Origin of the sequence: Rhizobium leucaenae USDA 9039 (genome assembly GCF_000426285.1) — a bacterium.
In the GTDB taxonomy this organism is placed as follows: Bacteria; Pseudomonadota; Alphaproteobacteria; order Rhizobiales; family Rhizobiaceae; genus Rhizobium; species Rhizobium leucaenae.
Genome location: NZ_AUFB01000009.1, coordinates 147,284 through 167,117, shown reverse-complemented (window position 1 = coordinate 167,117; position 19,834 = coordinate 147,284). Strand labels below are relative to the sequence as shown.

Here is a 19,834-nt window from a genome sequence, read left to right as displayed (position 1 = left end):
ATCGCGGGCGATCCTTCGTCCCGCGCCGCCCCATTATTGGGTCCGACGCGCGACAGCGCTGTTGCATTGTGAAGATCGGGCCGCAGACCATGACCCCTTGGTGGGGCCCGTCGTCAGCGTTCCGCGCCTTGCTTATTCCACCGCCGCTCCACCTGGTCGCCTGACGGCCCCATAGGACATGCTCGCGATAACTATAGCCCGAAATCCCGATATCGTCAGGACCCTCTAGCGCATCTTCGGCCTTGGCAGCCAAAATAGGACAACAACCCTGTCCTAATTCATCAGCTCTATGCCAGAAAGTGATGGGTTTCGCAAGAGCAAAACGGCAAAATCTCGCTGCTTCAAGACGGAAGATTGCCTATGCCTCAAAATCCAAGCAACAAAGTTTCGCTGCGTCGCATCATTTTGTTTGTTGATTGCGTAGATCAATTTCTGTGATGTGTCCTTCGGCATGGCGCTCTTGATCCCCTGCTCGATTGGATTAATGTCCGCCGATCTCTGCGAACCCTCCCCGCAGTCCTGTTGATTCAGTTGGTGCACATCCATGTTTTTTGCCTCCGATAATTGGGCAGGCGCCCATCCCAAGATCGCGCAACGCCTTTTTGCCGAATCCGGCGGTTTTGCCGCAGCCTACGGCACTAGCGATCTCGACCAGAAGATTGAAGCCAAGTTCTCCGAAATCTTCGAGCGTGACGTCGCCGTCTTCTTCGTCGCGACCGGCACGGCCGCCAATTCTCTGTCGCTCGCCAGCGTTCAGAAGCCGGGCGGCATCAGCTTCTGCCACCCAGAAGCACATGTGGCCGAGGACGAATGCGGGGCGCCGGATTTCTTTAGCGGCGCACGGCTGGCAACGGTCGAGGGCGTCCTCGGCAAAATCGATCCAAAGGCGCTGACGACGAAGGTCGCCCGCTTCCCGCAGGATGCCCTTCATCATGGCCGTGCCGCGGCAGTGACCATTACGCAGGCGACCGAGATCGGCACGGTCTATTCGCTCGCTGAAATCGATGCCATTGCCACCGTCTGCAAAGCAAACGGTCTGCCGCTGCACATGGATGGCGCCCGTTTCGCCAATGCGCTGGTCGCGCTGGGGGTCAGCCCGGCGGAAATGACCTGGAAGCGCGGCGTCGATATTCTTTCCTTCGGCGGCACCAAGAATGGCTGCTGGTGCGCGGAGGCAATCGTCTTCTTCAATCCGGAGCAGGCGAAGGAGATGCATTTCATCCGCAAACGCGCTGCCCAGCTTTTCTCGAAATCGCGTTTTATCGCCGCTCAGTTCGATGGCTATTTCGAAGATGGCCTATGGCTCGACCTTGCCCGCCATTCCAACCGCATGGCCGATCGCCTGCGCGCCGGCATCGAACAGGCGTCTACCGCGCGCCTCGCCTGGCCGACGGCTTCGAACGAGGTCTTTGCGATTATTTCGAAATCGGCTGCAAAGACCGCCGAGGACAAGGGCGCGAAGTTCTACGAATGGCCGATCCCGGAATCACAGCCCGAACTGGTGAGCGGAAACGAGACCCTGATCCGCCTCGTCACCAGCTTCGCCACGACCAACGACGATGTCACCGGCTTCCTGGCTTGCCTAGCTTGATTTAAAGGAAAAAAGGAGCGCCGTGGCTGTTCCAGTGGGACATAGCGGCGCTCAGCACCTCATTTGGAGGTCAGTTTTGATTTGGGTGCACAAACAATGCGGAATGTGAAACGTCTTGGCCCGGCATGTGGCGGGTTATGACCGTCATCGCCATGACGCAGGCGACCAGTCCGCAAATAAACATCGCACCATATTTCATCGGGCTGATTTCCTCGGCTCAGCTCGTTCATCAACCAGAATCGTACCACCACAAGCTGACTCCAACCTGAATGCGTGAATCGAAAAGGTGGGACACGCTTGAAGAGAATCGGCAGCCGGCGAAGGAACTCCTGCCGACTTTTTGCCCTATCTATTTGAGAGAAAATATTTTTCCGACACCGAGAACCAATCGATCCGACCGATCAGGCAGATCTCAGGCCCCGCACCTTCGCCAGAATATCCTCCGACAGGGCGCTGACCAGCAATTGATCCGCTCCCTTGCGCGGTACCAACACGAATTCCACATCCTCTAGTGCCGGCAGCCATCCGGGCGCAATTTCCGACAGTCCCGTCGGGGCCATGCTGCGGGGCTGAACGAGGACGCCCATGCCGGCCCGCGCCGCCGCCGTCAAGCCGCTGAGACTGCCGCAGGTGCAAACGATACGCCATGGCACCTGCTGGCGGCGCAGAGCCTCGAGTGCCACGGCACGGGTGACGCTTGGGGCCGGAAAGGCGATCAACGGCAAAGGCGCGGCAAGCGTCCGAACGCGCTCCGGATCCCGCGCCAGCCAGACCAGCGGCTCGCGATAGACCAGCTTTCCCCTGGCATCGCCGAGACGGCGCTTGGCAAGAACGAGATCGAGGTCGCCATTGTCCTGCATCTCATAGAGCGTGCCACTGAGAGCGACCGTCAATTCAAGATCGACGGAGGGATGCGAGCGAACGAATTCCTCCAGCACATCCGGCAAACGGCTGGTGACGAAATCTTCCGAGACACCGAGCCGCAGATTGCCGCGCAGGCTGTTGCCGGCAAAGAGCTGCTGCACCTCCCCCTCGATTGACAGCATCTGCCGGGCATGGCCAAGCAGCGCCTCGCCGTCACCCGTCAACACCACCCGATGCGTGTCGCGCGCCAGAAGCTTGCGGCCGAGCGTGGTCTCCAGCCGCTGGATATGCTGGCTGACGGTGGATTGACCAAGGCCGAGCCGCTCGGCAGCGAGCGTAAAACTGCCCATCTGCTCGACGGCAACGAAGCTGCGCAACTGCGTGAGATCAAGCATGGCGCTCATCCTGAATTACGATAACTGTTATTCCTTGCATCGTGGATCACGATAGGTCTATGTGCAAGGACAAGTTCTTCAAGAATTGCAATTGGGGTTGGCACGATGCGCCGCTTTCTTCCAGACACCTTCACCATCCTGCTGGTGCTCACCGTGCTCGCAGCATCCTTCTTCCCCGTGCAGGGGACGAGCGCCCATTATTTCGGCACCGCCACCAATCTTGCCATCGGCCTGCTGTTCTTCCTGCATGGCGCGCGCCTGTCGCGCGATGTCGTCATCGCCGGCCTGCTGCATTGGCGGCTGCATATGGTCATCCTGCTGACCACCTTCGGCATTTTCCCGCTACTGGCGCTTGCCATGGGCGTGCTGGTGCCGGCCGTCCTGCCGCAGGCGCTTTACACCGGCATTCTGTTCCTCAGCGTGCTGCCCTCGACGGTGCAGTCCTCAATTGCCTTCACCTCGATTGCCGGTGGCAATGTGCCGGCCGCGATCTGCGCCGCATCGGCCTCCAACATCTTCGGCATGTTCCTGACGCCCCTGCTCGTCGGCGTGCTCTTCTCGGTCGGCGGCCATGGCGGTGGGTTTTCCTGGGACGTGCTGGAACAGATCATGCTGCAACTGCTTGCGCCCTTCATCGCCGGTCAGATCCTGCAGCCCTGGATCGGCAAATGGATACGTTCCAAGAAGACGATCCTGATGCCGGTCGACCGTGGCTCGATCCTGATGGTTGTCTATTCGGCCTTCAGCGAGGCCGTCGTCGAAGGCCTGTGGCATACCTTCTCGTTGGTCGATATCGCCACCGTCATCATCGCCAACATGGTGCTTCTGGCGCTGGTGCTCTGCATCACCATGTTCGGCAGCCGCGCGCTCGGCTTTTCCAAGGCCGATGAGATCACCATCACCTTTTGCGGCTCGAAAAAGTCTCTTGCAAGCGGCGTGCCGATGGCCAACGTCATCTTCGCCGGTCAGAGCATCGGTGCCATCGTCCTGCCGCTGATGCTGTTCCATCAGATCCAGCTCATGGCCTGCGCCGTCATCGCCCAGAAATATGCAGATGCCGCCAAAAAGCGGGAAGCAGCCAAGGCCAAAGTCGAAACCAGCGGCACCCCGAAGACGAACGGAGCCTCGAACGCAGCGTAGTGGCCGTTTCAACTATTACGGAATGCAAAAGGCGGCGCCCCAACGGAACGCCGCCTTGCTTTTGTGACCTGGGAGGATCGGTCTTCTGGCTATTGTTGAAGCCCATTAATTGATATGGGCTTCGATTGCCTTCGGGGTCTCGACCGGCTCGGCGGCAATGGAGATGCGGCGGGGCTTCATGGCTTCGGGAATGTTGCGCAACAGATCGATGTGCAGCAAACCATTCTTCAGCGAAGCCGCCTGGACCTCGACATGATCGGCGAGCTGGAAGCGGCGCTCGAAGGCGCGCTTGGCGATACCGCGATAGAGATATTCGCTGGCCTCGGCCGGCTCTTCGCTCTTTTCACCCTTGACCTGGAGAACATGAGCATGAGCCTCGATGCTCAGTTCCTTTTCATCGAAACCGGCGACGGCCATCGTGATGCGATAAGTGTTCTCACCGGTGCGCTCGATGTTGTAGGGCGGATAGGTCTGAGCCTGATCCGGCTGCGCAAGGCTGTCGAGCATGGTGAAGAGACGGTCGAAACCGACTGTGGAACGGTAAAGGGGAGAGAAGTCTACGTGACGCATGTTGTCCTCCTGTGAGCGACGATTGCGATTTGGTTTTGCCCCCGCGGCCCCGCTCTGGGCGGCCCTGGGGACGGTTACGCGAGCCCGTTTGGCACCCGCAGAATGGAGATGGTGATCGCTTTTTCGGAGTTCAAGACCCCTGATGACATCTCTCGAATTTCAAAAAAATCCGCGTGAACCGCAGATGAACGGCCGGTTCGGAGCCCGTTCAGGCTGGCGGGACTACCAATGACGTCATCGGATGCATTCACTGTCCGATGACTGAAGTGTATCGTCCCTTCTTCTTCAGTCCTTGCTAGGCCGGCGACGCGGAACTCTCTATCTCCGCAAGCCGGTCTTTTTTCTTTCCTGCGTCAGCGCAACAGCTTCAGCGAGCCTGTCAGCGATTTCACCCATTTCGATGGACCCGCTATGCCCAGACCGTCGATCGCTTCCATTTTGAGATCGCGGTCGGGAAACATTGCTTCATACTCCCTGTAATCATGTAGCGAGCGTGCAAAGGCGGGAAAGGCGACGACCGCCCTTTCGCCCTGCGGAGGCAATGCATTCAGCAGCAGCGAGCGGATGGTATCGGCATCCGCCTGCAGCATCGGAACCGGCATGTTCGAACTGATGTCGATAGCCCGCCCCTCCCTATCGCTCAGTTGCCGCGCGGCAAGCGCAGGAAATCGCGCCCCCAGCCCAATCGCGATGGCGCCGGCGGTATTGGCGATCAGCCCGAGCGGCAGATCCGGATTGATGACGATGGCGAGGCGGATATCTGGAAGCATGGAGACCTGCTGCTGTTGAAACTATGCGCTCAGAAGATATCTCCGATATCCGGGTCAATCTTGCCTTTTATTGCCGCTTATGCCGCCACTGTGGTAAACTCTACCAGATTTTTCCGAATCCAAGGTTGAACATGCCCAATGCTCTTGAACCCATTGATTTACGAATCCTCGGAGCGCTCCAGAAAGACGGGAGGCTGACGAACCAGGCGCTTTCCTCCGAAGTCGGGCTCTCGACATCGCCATGTTGGCGGCGCGTGCGCCAACTGGAGGAAACAGGCGTGATTCAAGGCTATGCCGCCACCCTTGACAGGCGTCAGATCGGCCTTGGCGTCCTCGCCTTCATCAGGGTGAAGATCGACAGCCACAGCGAAGCCGAGGCCGAGGAATTCTCGCGCGACGTTTTGAAGTTGAGCGAAGTCGTGGCGTGCTACAGCATCGCCGGAGACGCGGATTTCCTACTGCAGGTCGTTGCCGAAGACCTCGACAGCTATGCGGATTTCGCTATGGCCGTGGTGCGCCGCCTGCCGCGCATCAAGGAAATGCAGACCACTTTCGTGCTGAAGGAAATCAAGCCCTTCAAGGGTTTTCCGCTGGATGTCGGGCAGCGATGACGGTCCGAGACGCGGACGCCGGATGACACAAGGCAGCCATAAATTGGTCAAGGCTTGGTTGCTGTGCATGTCCTGCCAGCCCTTTACGTTTGGATCGAGGCCATCCTATTCTAGGAGGGTGGCAGCCGACCTGGGGTATTGAATGTCGACGCTCCCTTTCTCGAAGATTTCTGAGCCGCTGAACGCGCTGCTCGTCGCTATCGGCCTCGTGACCGTGGCTGCACTCACGACACCGGACATGGCCGGACAGAGCAGGCTCATTCTCAAAGTCCTGCTTGCCGGCATCTGGGCTGCCTACGTCCTGCAACTGATCGAGACGCTGATCGTGCATCGCACAAAGGCCGTTCGCGACAGAGTACTGGAAATCGCCGTTGATCTGCTCGCTGTTCTGGTCCCCCTGGCGGCGTTCCTGTTCGTTGGCGGGCGCGACCAAAGCCTCTATTGTGCGATCTGGTTGCTGAAACCGCTGCGCGGTTCGACCTTCTTCCGCCTGCTGGGCAGGGTCCTGAGCAAAGAGGCGCGCAACCTGCTCGGCGTCACTTCGATTTTCGGCATCGTTCTGTTCGGTGCCGCGCTCGCGGCCTATCTCATCGAGCGTGACGTCCAGCCCGACAAGTTCGGCAGCATTCCCCTGGCCATGTGGTGGGCGGTGGTGACCTTGTCGACCACCGGCTATGGCGACGAAATTCCGCAAAGCTTCGCCGGCCGCGTTCTCGCTGGGCTCGTCATGATGAGCGGTATCGGCATCTTTGCCCTCTGGGCCGGTATCCTCGCCACCGGGTTCTACGAGGAAGTGCGCCGCCAGGACTTCGTGCGCAATTGGCAGTTGGTTGCGGCCGTGCCGCTGTTCCAGAAGCTTGGTTCTGCCGCACTCATCGAGATCGTGCGGGCGCTGCGGCCGCGCATCGTACCGGCCGGTTCCGTCATCTGCCGCAAGGGCGACACTGGCGACCAGATGTTCTTCATCGTCGAAGGCCGCGTCACCGTCGCGACACCACAGCCGGTGGAACTTGGATCCGGCAGCTTCTTCGGCGAGATGGCCCTGATCAGCGGCGAACCCCGCTCGGCAACCGTCAGCGCCGTCACCGAGGTCTCACTCCTCTCGCTTTATTCGGCGGATTTCCAGATGCTGTCCAGCAGCAGCCCGGAGATCGCCGACGTCATCCGCAAAACCGCGCTCGAACGACGCGGTGGGACACCAAAGGCTTGACAGAAGCGGCGCCTCAACAAACCAGTTGCAATTCCCCACGCCTGCGCTATCCCCTTGAGAAAGGCATCCCTTTAACGAGGTGCGACATCGTCATGGATTCGATCCTCTATTCCACACCAGACAATCCGGTGCCGGAAAACCGCACCGAAGGGTTCTTCGAGAGCTTCGACGGGCGCAGGCTGCGCTATGTCGTCTTCCGCTGCGAACAGCCGGTGGCCAAGGGCACGGTGGTGCTGTTGCAGGGCCGCAATGAGTTCATCGAGAAATATTTCGAGACGATCCGCGATTTGACCGCCAAGGGCCTGTGGGTCGCGACCTTCGATCTGCGCGGCCAGGGCGGTTCGGAGCGGCTCTTGAAGGACCCGTTGCGCGGACATGTCAGACGCTTTTCCGACTACGAACGCGACCTGACCGCCTTCCTCGACAAGATCGTGCTGCCGGATACGCGCCTGCCGTTCTTTCTGCTGGCCCACTCGACCGGCGCGCTGATCGCACTGTCGGCCGCGCCGCGGCTTGCGAGCCGGATCGAGCGCATGGTGCTGTCGGCGCCGTTCGTCGGCCTCACCGGCCAGGGTGTCTCGCCCGGCCTGGTGCGTTTCCTCTCCGGAACGGTCTGCGCGCTTGGTCTCGGCCGGATGCAATTCAGCAAGAAAATCAAGGAAAAACCCTTTCCGGAAAACCCGCTGACCACGGACGAACGTCGGTATCGGCGCAATGTCGCTATCGCAACGGCTTATCCGCAGCTTACCCTCGGACCGCCGACGGCGCGCTGGCTGCTGGAGGCATTCCGTACGATCGAGCGCGTCAACACGCCCGAGCATCTCTTTTCCATCGCCATTCCGACAGTGCTGATCGCGCCGACCCGCGACGGCGTCGTGCCCTATGCCGACCAGGAACGATTGTCGCGCTATTTCCGCGCAGCACAGTTCGTGCCCGTCCACGGCGCAAAGCACGAAATCCTGCAGGAGCGGGACGTCTATCGCAACGCCGCCCTTGCCGCCATCAACGCTTTCATCCCCGGCAGCGATGCCGAGGCGAATACCGATATGGTGGGAGTCGGAATTTAGAGCGCTCTCGAATCGCGTGAAGCGGAAATATCCGGCGCTTTCGGATGCTCAATCAGCTAGCGCGACAGGATCGCCCTTGCCTCATCATAGACCGCGCGGCTGCCGGCGGCGATGATGGTGCCGCCCATTTCCGGCCGGCCGCCGTCCCAGGTGGTGATGATACCACCCGCCTGTTCGATGACGGGAATGATGCCGCCGACATCATATGGCTTCAGTCCACTTTCGACGACGAGATCGACGTGACCTGCCGCGAGCAGCGCATAGGCATAGCAATCCGTGCCGTAGCGGAAGAGACGCACCTGGCTCTCGATTTCGCGGTATTTCACTAGCTCCTCGCCGACGAAAATATGCGGCGAAGTCGTGAAGAGAATGGCGTTCGACAGGCTGCCACAGTCGCGGACCTGCAGCCGTCGATCGCCGTCCGGACCTGAATAGGTCGAGCCGTTGCCGTCGGCAAAATAGCGCTCGCCGGTAAACGGCTGATCGATCATGCCCATGATGGCGCGGCCATTCTTCTGCAGGCCGATCAGCGTTCCCCAGACCGGCACGCCGGAAATGAAGGCGCGGGTACCGTCGATCGGATCGATCACCCAGACATGCTCGCGGTCGAGACCGACATTGCCGTGCTCTTCGCCGAGGATGCCATGGTCCGGAAATTCCGTCTCGATCAAGGCACGAATCGCCACTTCGGCGGCGCGATCTCCCTCGGTCACCGGGTCGAATCCCTGAGCCTCCTTGTTGACCACATCAACGCCGGCGCGAAAGCGCGGCAGGGTCTCGGCCTTGGCCGCCTCGGCCAGACGATAGAAGAAGGCGCGATCAGGAAGCATGGTCGATCCGGATAAATGACGGGGCGGGCGCAGTCATAGCGCATAAACTCGGCGAAGCAAACCAAATGCCGATGCGGCAGGCGGATTGCCCGGAGATAAGGCAAACATTCTGTAATTGCCTAAATATTTTGCACAGCAATAATTTGCTTGACATTTGTGCAATGCAATAGCAACATCTCCCTACAGTCTTCTGACTGTAAATACCCTCCTTGGGTGTTTCCTCCCTAGACTTAGCCGCGCCACAAGCGCGGTTCTTTTTTTGCTGGAGGAGTCCCCTCGCCCCGCGTGCGGGGAGAGGGTTAGAGTGAAGGGCGGGGCACTAGGACGCGACAGCGGAAAACATGCCTGACCATCACCACAGCCAAACATTTCGATAGGTTTTGTTCGCGTGAAAGGTCCGAGATAGCCCCTCATCCGAGGCGTCGACGTTTCGCCCTGCTCAAGTCCCCGCCCCACCTTCTCCCAGCCCGTTCGACAAGCTCAGGACGGGGCGAAAGGGCTTTGCCCTACTCCGCCGCCAGCGCCGGATCGCCTGCGTAGGATTCCACATGCTCGGCCATGCGCTTCATGAACAGGGTGATGGCTGCGGCGACCGCACCGAAATCCGAGCGTCTCTCCAGCGTCGTTTCGTCGACATAGAGCGAACGGTTGACCTCGATCTGCAGGGCGTGAAGTCCACGGGACGGCCGGCCGTAATGCTCGGTAATGAAGCCGCCCGCATAGGGCTTGTTGCGCACGGCGTTAAAGCCGAGTTCGTCGAGGATCTGCATGGCGGCACGCGACAGGTCCGCCGAGGCGCTGGTTCCGTAGCGGTCGCCAAGGATAAAATCGGGGCGCGTGTTGCTGCCGGCGATGCGGATGTTACCCGGCATGGAATGGCAGTCGACGAGCACGCCAAAGCCGAATTTGACATGGGTGCGAGCGATCAGCCGCCGCAGCGTCGCATGATAGGGCTTGTAGATCGTTTCGATGCGCTGCAGCGCATCCTCGACCGGTACCCGGCGAGCATAGATTTCCATGTTTTCGGCAACGATGCGCGGAATGGTGCCTAAACCGCCGGCGACTCGCAGCGAATTGATATTGGCATAGGGCGGCAGCACACCGTCGAACATACGCGGGTCGAGTTCATAGGGCTCACGGTTGACGTCGATATAGGCGCGGGGGAAATTAGCGAGCAGCAGCGGCGCGCCGAGAGCGCTTGCCGCCGAAAACAGCTCATCGACGTAATGATCTTCCGAGCGGCGGATGGCGATGCCTTGCAAGCGGGACTGAGCGATGAAATCCGGGGGATAGATGCGGCCGCTATGGGGCGAGCTGTAGACAAAGGGAATTGTCTGAGAGACGGGCTCCGATACCTCAAAAATCTCGAAATTACGCATTTCTGCGGACATAAACGTCTTTACCATGTCAACAACTTGTCGCAGCATCCATGTTGCCAGTTGCTCGCCCGCAAGTCCATACTAACTTAAGCAAAATGGCCTTATACAAAGGGCCGCAACGGAAATGCCCGAAAGCACGATCCCGAGACAGGCCATGCGGTCTTCGGGTGCGTTTGTGCTGCAACGGACGAACAGAACGGCTTTGTCCTGACCGACCATTCACCGCTTGTTTACGGCCAACGACTAAGTTGGACGCTGGACAAGTCCAACACGACAAAAGTTGATTAGCGAACAGATGATGACCCAGAAGATACTCCTTGCCGAAGATGACAACGACATGCGTCGCTTCCTTGTGAAGGCGCTCGAAAAGGCCGGTTACAAGGTCTTGTCCTTTGACAATGGAGCAAGCGCCTATGACCGGCTGCGCGAGGAGCCCTTTTCGCTGCTGCTCACCGACATCGTCATGCCGGAGATGGATGGCATCGAACTGGCGCGCCGCGCCACCGAACTCGATCCCGACCTGAAGGTGATGTTCATCACCGGCTTTGCCGCGGTCGCGCTGAACCCCGATTCGAAGGCGCCGAAGGATGCCAAGGTACTTTCCAAGCCTTTCCACCTGCGCGAACTGGTCGACGAAGTGAACAAACTCCTTGCCGCGTAAGGCTTCCGGCGGCAACGTCACAAAACCGAAAAAAAGCCTATTGACGGCCACCAAGGTTTTGTGATCTATGCGCCGCCATCGGATGGGCGTGTAGCTCAGCGGGAGAGCACTACGTTGACATCGTAGGGGTCACAAGTTCGATCCTTGTCACGCCCACCATCCAGTTTTGAAAAAGGCCTTTCGAGAAATCGAGAGGCCTTTTCTCATAACTGCCCACCGAATCACTCCATCCTCAAACGAGAAAAGCGCCCTCCCCGGCGGGGAAAAGGCGCTTCCTGTGCAAAGATGATTCGAAGGTGGTCAGCGATCCAGGAAGTGCTGGAATACGGCCGACGTCGGATAGGCGTGGACACCGCGGTCGACAAAGCTGTGTCGATACAGGCACGCTCTCAATGCCAGGATGTACATGCTGCTGTTGGGATCGGGCGAGCCCCGGTACCAGGAAGAGGCCTCCGGTTCGCAACAGCGCAGAGCCCTGTCGTACCTCGCTAAAAGCACGGGATCGCTATCGGCGCGGATACCCTGATATGACTGGTACTTCGAGGGCGCTTCGCCTGCAGAGACGCAAGCGAGGCTTAAGAGAGCCCCTAACGCTAACATCATTCTCATTGCTTTGACCTCTTGTTCATGGCGTCTCGAATTTTCGAACGCACGAGTTGAGAATAATGGTCTTTTCGCCGATATCCAATCACATGCTGATGTTCAGGGCTCAAACACATCGCCGGCGGCGGGGAGAGCAAAACTTCGCCACAAGTCGCTTGACTTCCGATCGCTCTGTCACACTACTGTCATGCTAAAGCATTGATCGTACGGGAGGACGAGAATGGCGGTCGTGAAGAAGCAGTTCTATAAAAATCACAAGCCAAATGGCGACGAATATATGTTTCACCTCGCCCGAGATACCGACAGCGGCGAAGTCTTCGTCATCCGTCAATCCGACTACCTGGTCGACGGCGGCAGCGAAAAGAAGATGACGCTCTACGAGTTCCTGGCCGGTGGCGGCAACCGGCAGAACGCTCTGCTGGAGCTGATCGGCACACTCGTACCCGGGTGACGGGCGCTTCGCCGGACGGCGCATTGGCGCCCCGGGATTGACTGCCACATTTCCATCGGCAAACCTGCGAAGGCTTTGAAAGGACTCCATTCATGCGATTCGCAGGCCTTGCTATTGGATTGACAGTGATGATCGTCGCGGCCGATGCCGCCGCGCAGAATTTTCCGGCACCGGGCGCGGTGGTAGTCAGCGGCACATGCTCCAAGCTGGTCGTCGGCAAGCTCGATGCCTCTAAAGGCTGCAAGGGTGAGATCGCCAGCGTGACAGGGCCGGACGGTTCGGTGACGTTCATCTTTTCGTCCGGCGGCAAGATGCTCGGTTTCCAGGGCAATGGCCGCGGAATCAAGCCCGGCGCGAAGAAGGGAACCGCGCAATTGCCCATCGAGGTCATCTCCACAGGTGCCGGCAACAAGATGACTGGTCAGGTCGAGGCCAAAGGCACCTGCACCTTTGCCAATCCTTATTCGGGCAAACCGGTCGCTATCGAATGCTCGGCGAAATCGACGGAATTGAGCTTCACCGGCAGCTTCCTGTCGAATGGCAAACCGCCACGCGGCAAATAAACGCGCTCGAGGCTATGACGCCTCGAGCGTTGGAAAAACGTCCGGCTTTCAGCTTTTATTTCGAGCGGCCTCTGTTTTTTCCGCCGTGATTGGCGTCGCCGGGTGCTTCCCGCGACAGGTCCGCGCCGCTGACATGGGCCGGCACATGAACATCTTCATGGGTCGCAGGCTGCAGCGTCAGGTCGACCTTATGCGGTGGCAATACCTGCGCCTGACGTAGGACGTTCGAACGCGTTCGTTTCTGACCCGGCTTCTGTTCTTTCGGTCTGTGATGAATGGGATGGGGGCTCATGCGAGGTCCTCCTTGTCCGCTGCTCTCTATCCGACAATCAATCCCGTTCTGGGATCTGCCTTGCAACGGACATCGTCCTGCCCGCCTGAAGGTCAAACGCGCCTCTTTCCGGTTTGGTTCCGGAAATTCCTGTCTTTGTGAGGACGGCAGCATCGAACCGGCGCGGCTCTTGACGGGCGCCGCAATTTCACTAACTAATGGTGGCATCTCCGCGCCTTCTGACATCGGCTGCGGATTGAACTTTGGTGCCGGGCCCCTCTGGCGAGAGTTTTAACGGCGCTCTCGCGATGTCGGTACCGCCTGCAGATGAGCCGGCGGATTTCTTTTCATGAATACTCTGACCATGCCTCGCACGCATGCCGTCTCTGGCATGCGGCTATGCCTCAAGTCCGGATACATTTTCTCCGCTTTTGAGGAGGTGCGTCCATGACGTCCTCCTCCTCCAAATCCATGCTCGGCTATTTCGGCTGGGCCTTCATCGTCACCATCGCCGGTCTTGTCCTGGGCGGGTTGCTCGGCTGGAACATGAGCGGCACCCTCGGCGGCCTCGCGACAGCCTTTTTCATCTGCCTGGTGCTGGCCGTTCTGGAGATATCGCTTTCGTTCGACAACGCCATCGTCAATGCCAATAAGCTGAAAGAGATGACGCCGGTCTGGCAGCATCGCTTTTTGACCTGGGGCATCGTCATTGCCGTTTTCGGCATGCGCATCGTCTTTCCGCTGGCGATCGTCGCCATTGCCGCCCATATCAATCCCTGGGAAGCGCTGAAGCTCGCCGCCGCCGAGCCGGAGCAGTATGCCGCGATCATGCATGACGCGCATTTGCCCATTGCCGCTTTCGGCGGCACCTTCCTGATGATGGTCGGCCTCACCTATTTCTTCGATCGCGAGAAGGATGTGCACTGGATCGCCTTTGTCGAGAAGGCGATGGCGCAATTTGCCACCGTGAAGGGCATCGAGATTGCCTTCGTGCTGATCCTCGTTCTGATCTTCACCTCCCTGCTCGATGGTGAGGATGCGACCACCTTCCTCCATGCCTCGGTCTACGGTCTCCTGACCTTTCTTCTGGTGGAGGTCCTCAGCGGCTTTCTGGATGCCTCGCAAAAGGCGATGAGCGCTGCCGCCAGGGGTGGCCTCGGAGCCTTCCTCTATCTGGAAATTCTCGATGCCAGCTTCTCCTTCGACGGCGTCATCGGCGCTTTCGCACTCACTCAGAACCTCTTCATCATCGCCATCGGCCTCGGTATCGGCGCCATGTATGTTCGCTCGATGACGATCATGCTGGTGGAAAAAGGCACGCTCGCCCACTATCGCTATCTGGAGCACGGCGCCTTCTACGCCATCCTGATTCTTTCGGTGATCATGTATGTCCAAACGCTCATGCATATTCCCGAGGTCATCACCGGTCTCGGCGGCGCGGCTTTGATCGGCATCTCGCTCTTGTCGTCGATCCGCTACAACAAGCGCAACGGCACGGGCCATGATCCCGCCCACCGGGAGCCGCGTGACAGAGCCGAAGCCTGATGAATGATCGAAAGCATGTCGCGCAAACTGTGTCGCGGTTTTGCGACAACGACATGCCAAAACCCAGGACCTGAAGCGCAAGGGGCGAATCCCAGAGATCCCCTGCGCTTTTGGGCGTTGCAGCGCCCGAAATGGCGGCAACGCCTACGTCTTTCGGTGAAAATCCCCGCAACACGGATTTGGTCTCTCGACCGAAGCATGACTGTGTCTATTAGAATTTTCCAACTAAGATCGGCGAATGTTCGCAATCTCTGGCATTTCGCACTGGTGTTTTTCTGAAAAATATCGCAATGGCGAAGTCCAGTTGTTTAAAGGACGAACGCGGCGATCGCATATATTGCAGATGTTCGTGTTCTTGAGTGGGTGTGTAGAAGAGAGGCAGATATGGCAGCCAAAATCGTCCCAGTGATCATGGCCGGAGGCAAGGGAACACGGTTGTGGCCCCTGTCGCGCGCTTCCGCGCCGAAGCAGTTCATCCAGTTCATTGGCGACAAGACGCTCTTTCAGAGCACGTTGACGCGCGTCTCCGATCCCGAGCTGTACGAAGCCCCGATCGTACTCACCAACGAGGAATTCCGCTTTCTCGTTGCCGAACAGGCACGTGAACTCGGGCTGAAGCTGGCTGCCGTGCTGCTGGAGCCGGTTGCCCGCAATACCGCCGCCGCCGTTGCAGCCGCCGCCACGCTCGTCACTGAGCTCTTCGGCAAGGACGCGACGATGCACGTCCTCGGATCCGACTACGAGATCGACGCCAACGCCACCTATTTTGATTGCGTTCGCATCGCTCGCGATACCGCCCTGGAAGGCAAGCTCGTAACCTTCGGCATTGCGCCGACCGAACCGGCGACCGGCTATGGCTACATCGAGAGCGGCAAGGAACTGTCGACCGGCGCCCACGCCGTCCAGCGTTTCGTCGAAAAGCCTGCCCTGGAGAAGGCGGAGGCGATGGTCGCCAGCGGCGGGTTCTATTGGAACTCCGGTATGTTCATGTTCTCCGCCGGCCAGCTTCTCGCGGAAATGAATGAATACGCACCCGAAGTCGAAAAGGCCGCCGCCAAGGCGGTGTCCAAGTCGACGCGAGACCTCGATTTCACCCGCCTCGATGCCGAGTCCTTCGTCAAGAGCCCCGATATCTCCATCGACTACGCCTTGATGGAAAAGACGGAGAATGCCGCCGTTGTCCCATCGCCCTTCACCTGGTCGGATCTCGGAAGCTGGGATTCGGTGTGGAAGGTCGGCAAGCGCGACGAAAACGGCAACGTGGCCGCCGGTGATGCGACGCTGGTCAACACCAAGAATTCGCTTGTCATGACGCATGGCGTCCATCTCGCCGTGCAGGGGATGGAAGACGTCGCCGTCATCGCCAGCGAAGACGCCGTCTATGTCGGTCATCTCAAGGACAGCCAAGAAGTCGGCAAGCTGGTCAAGCTGCTGGCGAGTGAAAAGAAGACGGCCAAGCTCACCGAGACGCATCCGACCTCGTACCGTCCCTGGGGCGGCTATACGTCGGTCCTGAACGGCGAGCGTTTCCAGGTGAAGCGCATCTTCGTGCTTCCCGGCAAGAAGCTGTCGCTGCAGAAGCATCACCACCGTTCGGAACACTGGATCGTCGTCAAGGGCACGGCGGAGGTGACGGTCGGCGAACACGTGCAGATGCTGCGCGAAAACGAGTCTGTTTATATCCCGCTCGGCGAAGTGCACCGCCTTTCCAACCCCGGCAAGATCCTGCTGGAACTGATCGAAGTCCAGACGGGCTCCTATCTCGGCGAAGACGACATCATCCGCCTGGTCGATGAATTCGGCAGAAGCTGAGATCTTCGATGGCATCGATTTCAAAGCGGTGGGCGAAAGCCCGCCGCTTTTGTTTTGGCACCCTTTGGAATGGTCGTGATTGACCACCGAGACGCCTTGCATTCTTCCGCTGCATTGCACACACTGCCGGCGGGAACAGCAAATGCCGCACAACGATGCGAGCTAGGCAAAGAGAAAATATGGCGATCAAGGCAAGCATTTATCATCTCACCCATTATAAATACGACAACCCGGTCCGCCTCGGCCCTCAAATCATTCGCCTGAAACCCGCTCCACATTCCAAGACGCGCGTCCTCAGCCATTCGCTGAAGGTGACGCCATCAAATCATTTCGTGAATTTGCAGCAGGACCCCTACGGCAATTATCTCGCTCGCTTCGTCTTTCCTGATCCGGTGACTGAGCTGAAGATCGAGGTCGATCTCATTGCCGATATGACGGTCTACAATCCCTTCGACTTCTTCGTCGAAGAGGAAGCCACCAAGTGGCCCTTCGATTATCCCGAGACCATTCGCGACGATCTGTCGATCTATATGGAGCCGGAGGAGCCGGGCCCACGACTTGCGGCTTTCCTTTCAACCCTCGACCGCTCGGAACAGCGCACCGTCGACATGGTCGTCGGCCTCAATGCGCGGCTGCAGCACGAGATCGGCTACGTCATTCGCCTGGAAACCGGCGTGCAAACGCCGGAAGAGACGCTGGAAAAGGCAAAGGGCTCCTGCCGCGACACGAGCTGGCTGCTCGTCCAGGTTCTCCGCCATCTCGGCCTCGCTGCCCGCTTCGTCTCCGGCTACCTGATCCAGCTCACGCCGGACCTGAAGGCGCTGGACGGCCCCTCGGGCACGGAATACGACTTTACCGACCTGCATGCCTGGGCCGAAGTCTATCTTCCCGGTGCCGGCTGGGTCGGCCTCGACCCGACCTCGGGCCTGCTGACGGGCGAGAGCCATATCCCGCTTGCCGCCACGCCGCACTACCGCAATGCAGCACCGATCTCCGGCGGCTATTTCGGCGAAGCCGAGACCGAATTCGATTTCGACATGAAGGTCATCCGCGTCGCCGAACATCCGCGCATCACCAAGCCCTTCTCCGACGAAAGCTGGGAGGCGCTGAACGAACTCGGGGAAAAGGTCGACACCATCCTCAGGCAAGACGATGTGCGCCTGACCATGGGCGGAGAGCCCACCTTCGTTTCGATCGATGACTTCCAGTCCGACGAATGGAATACGGCCGCAGTCGGCCCGACCAAACGCGAAAAGGCCGATACGCTGATCCGCCGCCTGCGCGAGCGCTTCGCGCCGAACGGCTTCCTGCATTTCGGCCAGGGCAAATGGTATCCCGGCGAAAGCCTGCCGCGCTGGACCTTCTCCCTCTACTGGCGGCGCGACGGCCTGCCGATCTGGTCGAACCCGGACCTGATTGCCAATGAGGGCCGCAACTACAGTGTCAACGAAGATGATGCCGGCCGCCTGCTGACGGCCATCGCCGGCGAACTCGATATCGAACCGGACTATGTAACCCCGGCCTTCGAAGATCCGGCCGAATGGTTGGTCAAGGAAGCGAACCTGCCGGACAATGTCGACCCCTCCAACTCGAAGCTGAAGGACCCCGAGGAACGCTCGCGCATGGCCCGCGTCTTCGAGCGCGGTTTGACACGCCCGACGGGCTATATTCTCCCCGTACAGACCTGGAATGCGCGCGCCAGCGGCCGCCGCTGGGTCAGCGAGAAGTGGCGCACGCGCCGCGGCCGTATATTCCTCACGCCCGGCGACAGCCCGGTCGGCTATCGCCTGCCGCTGAATTCGCTCGGCTGGATACCGGCATCGCAATATCCCTATATCAACCCGATGGACCCGACGATCCCGCGCGAGGCGCTGCCGGATTACGGTGAAGACAAAGGCCGGCCATTGCAGGCCGCGCACTTCCAGCCCTTCGCCGGCCAGCAGCCGACCATGCCGCAATCCATCGATGAGATCGGCGGCCATGTGCGCACCGCCATCAGCGTCGAGCCGCGCGACGGGCGCCTCTGCATCTTCATGCCGCCAACGGTCAGCGTCGAGGATTACCTAGACCTCGTCGCCTCCGCCGAACGCGCGGCCGCAGCGCTGAACCTGCCGGTTCATATCGAAGGCTATCCGCCGCCGCAGGACGAGCGCATCAATGTCATCCGCGTCGCTCCCGATCCCGGCGTCATCGAGGTGAACATTCATCCGGCATCGAGCTGGAAGGAAACCGTCGATATCACCACCGCGATCTATGAAGAGGCCCGGGCCAGCCGGCTTGGCACCGACAAATTCATGATCGACGGCCGCCACACTGGTACCGGCGGCGGCAACCATGTTGTCGTCGGCGGCCGCAACACCATGGACAGCCCCTTCCTGCGCCGTCCCGACCTGTTGAAAAGCCTGGTGCTGCACTGGCAGCGCCACCCCTCGCTCTCCTATCTTTTCTCCGGCATGTTCATCGGCCCTACCAGCCAGGCGCCGCGCATTGACGAAGCCCGTCATGACAGCCTCTACGAGCTGGAAATTGCGCTGGCCCAGGTGCCGGCACCCGGCCGTGGGCTGCAGCCGCTTCCATGGCTGGTGGATCGCCTGTTCCGCAACCTTCTGACCGATGTCACCGGCAATACCCACCGCTCGGAAATCTGCATCGACAAGCTATTCTCGCCCGACGGCCCGACGGGACGCCTCGGCCTCGTCGAATTCCGCGGCTTCGAAATGCCACCGAACGCCCGCATGAGCCTCGCCCAGCAATTGCTGGTGCGCGCCCTCATTGCCCGCTTCTGGCGCAACCCGATCGACGGCAAGTTCGTGCGCTGGGGCACGGCGCTGCATGATCGCTTCATGCTGCCGCATCACATTTGGCAAGATTTCCTCGATGTGCTCGCGGATCTGCGGGAAAACGGCTTCGACCTTCGTCCCGAATGGTTCCAGGCGCAGCTCGAATTCCGCTTCCCCTTCTGCGGGGAAGTCGAATACGAGGGCAGCAAGCTGGAACTGCGCCAGGCTCTGGAGCCTTGGCACGTCATGGGCGAAGAAGGCGCGATCGGCGGCACCGTCCGCTATGTCGATTCATCGGTGGAACGGCTGCAGGTGCGGTTCGAAACCGACAATCCCTCACGCTACATGGTTGCCTGCAACGGCCGCGCCATGCCTCTGACGCCGACGGGCATGTCCGGCGTTTCCGTCGCCGGCGTCCGTTACAAAGCCTGGCATCCGGCTTCGGGCCTGCATCCGGTTCTGCCGATCGACACGCCGCTGACCTTCGATATTTATGATACATGGTCGAAGCGTTCGATCGGCGGCTGCATCTACCATGTTGCCCATCCGGGCGGCCGCAACTATGACACCTTCCCTGTCAACGGCAATGAGGCCGAAGCGCGGCGCTTGGCGCGATTCGAACCTTGGGGACATACGGCAGGCGGCTATAATCTGCGCACAGAATCAGTGTCGGGAGAATTTCCGCTGACGCTCGATCTGAGGCGGCCGATAGGGGTTTGAA

At 59.7% G+C, this 19,834-nt stretch carries 19 protein-coding genes and 1 tRNA gene; 12 read left to right on the top strand and 8 right to left on the bottom strand.

The features are described from left to right. Positions 1 to 273 precede the first annotated feature (273 nt). Complete coding sequence (locus tag K290_RS0116005; RefSeq protein ID WP_028752862.1) at positions 274 to 546, bottom strand: hypothetical protein; 273 nt, start codon at positions 544 to 546, stop codon at positions 274 to 276. Between K290_RS0116005 and K290_RS0116000 the strand changes: the two genes are divergently transcribed. After that, positions 545 to 1,591, top strand: coding sequence for a threonine aldolase family protein (locus tag K290_RS0116000; RefSeq protein ID WP_028752861.1), 1,047 nt, complete (start codon positions 545 to 547; stop codon positions 1,589 to 1,591). The two genes, K290_RS0116005 and K290_RS0116000, sit on opposite strands and share 2 nt — an antisense overlap. Positions 1,592 to 1,992: 401 nt before the next feature. Here the strand turns inward: K290_RS0116000 and K290_RS0115995 are convergent, their stop codons facing one another. After that, positions 1,993 to 2,850 (bottom strand): LysR substrate-binding domain-containing protein, encoded by an 858-nt coding sequence (locus K290_RS0115995; RefSeq protein ID WP_028752860.1) that lies wholly within the window; start codon positions 2,848 to 2,850, stop codon positions 1,993 to 1,995. Positions 2,851 to 2,955: 105 nt separating this feature from the next. Here K290_RS0115995 and K290_RS0115990 point away from each other — a divergent pair, with 105 nt between their 5' ends. Further along, positions 2,956 to 3,990, top strand: coding sequence for a bile acid:sodium symporter family protein (locus K290_RS0115990; protein WP_037135557.1), 1,035 nt, complete (start codon positions 2,956 to 2,958; stop codon positions 3,988 to 3,990). Between the two features lie 105 nt (positions 3,991 to 4,095). Here K290_RS0115990 and K290_RS0115985 read toward each other — a convergent pair whose 3' ends face one another. Continuing rightward, positions 4,096 to 4,560, bottom strand: coding sequence for an Hsp20 family protein (locus K290_RS0115985; protein ID WP_028752858.1), 465 nt, complete (start codon positions 4,558 to 4,560; stop codon positions 4,096 to 4,098). 353 nt (positions 4,561 to 4,913) lie between these two features. Next, positions 4,914 to 5,330, bottom strand: a complete 417-nt coding sequence (locus tag K290_RS0115980) for a DUF2000 domain-containing protein (protein WP_028752857.1) — start codon at positions 5,328 to 5,330, stop codon at positions 4,914 to 4,916. 131 nt (positions 5,331 to 5,461) lie between these two features. Between K290_RS0115980 and K290_RS0115975 the strand changes: the two genes are divergently transcribed. The 3 genes from K290_RS0115975 to K290_RS0115965 all read left to right on the top strand — a co-directional run bounded on the left by K290_RS0115975 (position 5,462) and on the right by K290_RS0115965 (position 8,218). Continuing rightward, positions 5,462 to 5,941, top strand: a complete 480-nt coding sequence (locus K290_RS0115975; RefSeq protein WP_028752856.1) for an Lrp/AsnC family transcriptional regulator — start codon at positions 5,462 to 5,464, stop codon at positions 5,939 to 5,941. 142 nt (positions 5,942 to 6,083) lie between these two features. Further along, positions 6,084 to 7,151, top strand: coding sequence for a cyclic nucleotide-gated ion channel (locus K290_RS0115970; RefSeq protein WP_028752855.1), 1,068 nt, complete (start codon positions 6,084 to 6,086; stop codon positions 7,149 to 7,151). Positions 7,152 to 7,243: 92 nt separating this feature from the next. Next, complete coding sequence (locus K290_RS0115965) at positions 7,244 to 8,218, top strand: alpha/beta fold hydrolase (RefSeq protein WP_028752854.1); 975 nt, start codon at positions 7,244 to 7,246, stop codon at positions 8,216 to 8,218. A gap of 56 nt (positions 8,219 to 8,274) precedes the next feature. Here the strand turns inward: K290_RS0115965 and hisN are convergent, their stop codons facing one another. Next, positions 8,275 to 9,048, bottom strand: coding sequence for a histidinol-phosphatase (hisN, locus tag K290_RS0115960; protein ID WP_028752853.1), 774 nt, complete (start codon positions 9,046 to 9,048; stop codon positions 8,275 to 8,277). 506 nt (positions 9,049 to 9,554) lie between these two features. Then, entirely contained in the window at positions 9,555 to 10,439 is an 885-nt protein-coding gene (locus K290_RS0115955; RefSeq protein WP_037135580.1) for an N-formylglutamate amidohydrolase, read from the bottom strand. Positions 10,440 to 10,725: 286 nt separating this feature from the next. Between K290_RS0115955 and cpdR1 the strand changes: the two genes are divergently transcribed. Next, positions 10,726 to 11,088 (top strand): response regulator CpdR1, encoded by a 363-nt coding sequence (cpdR1, locus tag K290_RS0115950; protein WP_004117561.1) that lies wholly within the window; start codon positions 10,726 to 10,728, stop codon positions 11,086 to 11,088. 84 nt (positions 11,089 to 11,172) lie between these two features. Continuing rightward, positions 11,173 to 11,247 (top strand) — tRNA-Val (locus K290_RS0115945). A gap of 141 nt (positions 11,248 to 11,388) precedes the next feature. On the opposite strand, the gene K290_RS38350 is transcribed toward K290_RS0115945, so the two are convergent. Next, positions 11,389 to 11,697, bottom strand: a complete 309-nt coding sequence (locus K290_RS38350) for a hypothetical protein (RefSeq protein ID WP_028752851.1) — start codon at positions 11,695 to 11,697, stop codon at positions 11,389 to 11,391. 214 nt (positions 11,698 to 11,911) lie between these two features. Here K290_RS38350 and K290_RS0115935 point away from each other — a divergent pair, with 214 nt between their 5' ends. Together K290_RS0115935 and K290_RS0115930 are read left to right on the top strand one after the other, a co-directional pair. Continuing rightward, positions 11,912 to 12,142: a hypothetical protein gene (locus K290_RS0115935; protein ID WP_028752850.1), complete on the top strand. Its 231-nt coding sequence runs from the start codon at positions 11,912 to 11,914 to the stop codon at positions 12,140 to 12,142. Between the two features lie 92 nt (positions 12,143 to 12,234). Further along, on the top strand, positions 12,235 to 12,705 hold the full coding sequence (locus tag K290_RS0115930; RefSeq protein WP_028752849.1) for a hypothetical protein: 471 nt from the start codon (positions 12,235 to 12,237) through the stop codon (positions 12,703 to 12,705). 55 nt (positions 12,706 to 12,760) lie between these two features. On the opposite strand, the gene K290_RS0115925 is transcribed toward K290_RS0115930, so the two are convergent. Then, entirely contained in the window at positions 12,761 to 12,997 is a 237-nt protein-coding gene (locus tag K290_RS0115925) for a hypothetical protein (protein WP_028752848.1), read from the bottom strand. 426 nt (positions 12,998 to 13,423) lie between these two features. On the opposite strand from K290_RS0115925, the gene K290_RS0115920 reads away from it, so the two are divergent. The 3 genes from K290_RS0115920 (at position 13,424) to K290_RS0115905 (ending at position 19,833) form a co-directional block, all read left to right on the top strand. Continuing rightward, on the top strand, positions 13,424 to 14,521 hold the full coding sequence (locus tag K290_RS0115920) for a DUF475 domain-containing protein (RefSeq protein ID WP_028752847.1): 1,098 nt from the start codon (positions 13,424 to 13,426) through the stop codon (positions 14,519 to 14,521). Between the two features lie 384 nt (positions 14,522 to 14,905). Continuing rightward, a complete protein-coding gene (locus tag K290_RS0115915) occupies positions 14,906 to 16,333 on the top strand; it encodes a mannose-1-phosphate guanylyltransferase/mannose-6-phosphate isomerase (protein ID WP_028752846.1) in 1,428 nt (475 codons plus the stop codon). Positions 16,334 to 16,512: 179 nt separating this feature from the next. Next, a complete protein-coding gene (locus K290_RS0115905; protein ID WP_028752845.1) occupies positions 16,513 to 19,833 on the top strand; it encodes a transglutaminase family protein in 3,321 nt (1,106 codons plus the stop codon). Position 19,834 lies beyond the last annotated feature (1 nt).

Excerpts from the sequence above, each read along its gene's own strand:
- K290_RS0116000 (WP_028752861.1), top strand. The coding sequence starts at position 545 with ATGTTTTTTGCCTCCGATAATTGGGCAGGCGCCCATCCCAAGATCGCG.
- K290_RS0116005 (WP_028752862.1), bottom strand. The coding sequence starts at position 546 with ATGGATGTGCACCAACTGAATCAACAGGACTGCGGGGAGGGTTCGCAG.
- K290_RS0115995 (WP_028752860.1), bottom strand. The coding sequence starts at position 2,850 with ATGCTTGATCTCACGCAGTTGCGCAGCTTCGTTGCCGTCGAGCAGATG.
- K290_RS0115990 (WP_037135557.1), top strand. The coding sequence starts at position 2,956 with ATGCGCCGCTTTCTTCCAGACACCTTCACCATCCTGCTGGTGCTCACC.
- K290_RS0115985 (WP_028752858.1), bottom strand. The coding sequence starts at position 4,560 with ATGCGTCACGTAGACTTCTCTCCCCTTTACCGTTCCACAGTCGGTTTC.
- K290_RS0115980 (WP_028752857.1), bottom strand. The coding sequence starts at position 5,330 with ATGCTTCCAGATATCCGCCTCGCCATCGTCATCAATCCGGATCTGCCG.
- K290_RS0115975 (WP_028752856.1), top strand. The coding sequence starts at position 5,462 with ATGCCCAATGCTCTTGAACCCATTGATTTACGAATCCTCGGAGCGCTC.
- K290_RS0115970 (WP_028752855.1), top strand. The coding sequence starts at position 6,084 with ATGTCGACGCTCCCTTTCTCGAAGATTTCTGAGCCGCTGAACGCGCTG.
- K290_RS0115965 (WP_028752854.1), top strand. The coding sequence starts at position 7,244 with ATGGATTCGATCCTCTATTCCACACCAGACAATCCGGTGCCGGAAAAC.
- hisN (WP_028752853.1), bottom strand. The coding sequence starts at position 9,048 with ATGCTTCCTGATCGCGCCTTCTTCTATCGTCTGGCCGAGGCGGCCAAG.
- K290_RS0115955 (WP_037135580.1), bottom strand. The coding sequence starts at position 10,439 with ATGTCCGCAGAAATGCGTAATTTCGAGATTTTTGAGGTATCGGAGCCC.
- cpdR1 (WP_004117561.1), top strand. The coding sequence starts at position 10,726 with ATGACCCAGAAGATACTCCTTGCCGAAGATGACAACGACATGCGTCGC.
- K290_RS38350 (WP_028752851.1), bottom strand. The coding sequence starts at position 11,697 with ATGAGAATGATGTTAGCGTTAGGGGCTCTCTTAAGCCTCGCTTGCGTC.
- K290_RS0115935 (WP_028752850.1), top strand. The coding sequence starts at position 11,912 with ATGGCGGTCGTGAAGAAGCAGTTCTATAAAAATCACAAGCCAAATGGC.
- K290_RS0115930 (WP_028752849.1), top strand. The coding sequence starts at position 12,235 with ATGCGATTCGCAGGCCTTGCTATTGGATTGACAGTGATGATCGTCGCG.
- K290_RS0115925 (WP_028752848.1), bottom strand. The coding sequence starts at position 12,997 with ATGAGCCCCCATCCCATTCATCACAGACCGAAAGAACAGAAGCCGGGT.
- K290_RS0115920 (WP_028752847.1), top strand. The coding sequence starts at position 13,424 with ATGACGTCCTCCTCCTCCAAATCCATGCTCGGCTATTTCGGCTGGGCC.
- K290_RS0115915 (WP_028752846.1), top strand. The coding sequence starts at position 14,906 with ATGGCAGCCAAAATCGTCCCAGTGATCATGGCCGGAGGCAAGGGAACA.
- K290_RS0115905 (WP_028752845.1), top strand. The coding sequence starts at position 16,513 with ATGGCGATCAAGGCAAGCATTTATCATCTCACCCATTATAAATACGAC.